We start from the raw sequence: 2,274 nt of genomic DNA, 5'->3' as shown, positions 1-2,274 counted from the left end.
GCCCAGCGCCGTGATGATGGTGAACAGCGCAATGCCGTAGCCCAGCTGCATTTCGCGGAAGGCCAGGGCGATCAGCACCGGGGTGAAGGTGCCGAGGGTCTGAATGCCGATCAGGTTGCGCAGGATCAGGATCACCAGCACACCGATCGGGATCATCACCATGATCATGAAGGTCTGCTGGGTTTGCAGCGGCAGGCCGTACAGCGAGTATTCGAGGAAGTCGGCGTCGGTGTTTTCGTCGGTCAGCTTGGCCAGGCGAATGGCGTTCATCTGGCTGTTGTTCAGGCTGAAACGCACGTTCAGTTTTTTGCCGCCTTCGATGCTCACCAGGTTTTCGTCACCGGTCCACCACACCAGGCGGTCGGCGGGCAGGCCGGATTCGCCGGTTTCCGGGCTGAAGTACAGCCAGTCCTGGCCGTTGAAGCTGCGTAGCCACAGCTCCGGGGTCTGTGGTTGGTCGGCTACCAAGCGAATGGTGTGCACGCGCTCCATCGGCACGTGGGCGATGGACAGCAGCAGCTCGATGGTTTTGGCTTTATTTGGCGTCGATGTATCGCCCGCCAGCAGCAGTTTGACGTTGTCGTCGTTAACGTTGTTAACCCGCTTAATGGTTTCGCTGATAAAGGTTTCGATGTCGGCCGAGTGTTGGCGAATCGGCGCCATCAGCGCTTCGGCGGCAATTTTCTCGGCGCCTTCTACGGCAATGCTGTCGCGGAAAATCGGGCCTTTGGCTTTGGGTTTTTCGCCGCTGTAGCGCTTGGTCAGCACCAGGCGGTAGTAAAGGGTTTGGTTGCCACTGACACGGCGGGCCGACCAGGTGACCTTACGGTTGCCGTCGACGCGGTTGATGCTGACCCCGTAGTTATTGGAGATAAAACTCTCGTTCAGGCTGACGTAGTCCTGGCTCAGCGGCGGCACGAACATCTGCACCTTCACCGGATTTTTCGGCGTGGCCTGGAATTCGACCTTGGCGTCGATGTTCCACAGGTCGTCGGTTTCATCCTCAGTGATAGGGATGCCAACGATAAAAATCTGGTAGGCCGTAATCAGAATGCCCAGGGTCACCAAAATGGCGATCAGGACTTTCAGATGCAGGGTAAGAGAGCGCATGTCGGGAACCTGTCCATTAATCAATCTTGTCAGTGTCGCTGTACCACATGACCCCAGGCAGGGCGCGGTGCAGGTAATGGCATTGCGGTGGAGCTCACGTTCTATCCGTTAAAACGGGCGGAAGCGCCTGGGCCGGGTAGGCCCATTAGCTAACCGGTTGTTTCTCGCTGCTGTCATCTGCCACGGCGCAACCAGGCTTACCGGCGGCGTATTTGAGGCTGGGATCGACCAGGGCATCGAAGCGTTTCAGCGCCTCGGAGCCTATAAGTAGTGGGTATTGAAAAGCGCTGCGGTCGGTGAGGTTGACTTCAATGGTGCGCAAGGCTTTGCCCATGCACACCTGCAACTCGATCACCGGACGCGCGGTGTAGGTTTTCTCTTCTTCCGGGTCGTAATCACCGGCGCGGCGTTTGATTTTGCTGATACGCGCCAGCGGGCGTTCGATGGGGTGGGCGTGGGCATCGTCGATGGCCAGGTAGAAGCGCACCCAGGTTTCGCCATCACGCTTAAAGCGCTTGATATCGCGGGCACTTAACGAGGCTGTTTTGGCGCCGGTGTCGAGTTTGGCGGCCACTTGCAGGTCGATGTCGGTGAGCTGGGCGTATTCATTCAGGCCATACACGCCCTTGTCGGCCGCCTGGCTTAGGGCCGGCAGCAGCAAAAGAGGTAACAACAGGGCTAAGGGCTTGAGTGTCATAAGTCCTAAAACGGATCTGGTAATTGCAGCGGGTCTCGTTTGCCGAGTTCCCGATTCAAGTCACTTAGTCTTAACAGCGGGGGCTTAGTTTCACCTAACGCCTGGCAGGTGAGTCTAGCAGCGCTTGGCCAGCACTCCCGGTCGCAAGCGCCGCGCATTCTAACATGCGGATTTTCTCTGGCGACAGGCGGCAGGGCGTTCTATCAAACGACCGTGCGCTTTGCGCCGGGATGAGTCCGGCTGGAAATTCTGGGTCCCCCGCCTGCGCGGGGACGACGATGTTGTTGGCTAGAATTCTCGTCATTCCCGCGCAGGCGGGAATCCAGGTTCGCAACGCACAGTCGTTTATCGGTTGCGCTTGTTTTTTAAAATACTGTCGACAATGGACATTGATTGTTTGACGAAAATAGCCTTAAGGCGTAATTTCCGTCGAAATATTTAGCGATGTGTCGACACTATGCAAGACG

Annotated in this window: 2 protein-coding genes; both read right to left on the bottom strand. The window is 57.3% G+C overall.

The window, feature by feature from the left end:
• On the bottom strand, nt 1-1,110 hold a 1,110-nt coding region (locus tag AAAB16_RS23365; protein ID WP_340665495.1), incomplete at its 3' end, for a UUP1 family membrane protein.
• Nucleotides 1,111-1,255: 145 nt separating this feature from the next.
• On the bottom strand, nt 1,256-1,807 hold the full coding sequence (locus AAAB16_RS23360; RefSeq protein ID WP_340665494.1) for an ATP-dependent zinc protease: 552 nt from the start codon (nt 1,805-1,807) through the stop codon (nt 1,256-1,258).
• Nucleotides 1,808-2,274: the final 467 nt, after the last annotated feature.

The sequence above is a fragment of the Pseudomonas sp. genome, assembly GCF_037994325.1.
Taxonomy (GTDB): domain Bacteria; phylum Pseudomonadota; class Gammaproteobacteria; order Pseudomonadales; family Pseudomonadaceae; genus Aquipseudomonas.
Note: the sequence above shows the minus strand (reverse complement) of the source record. Positions and strands in the feature narration are given on the sequence as shown.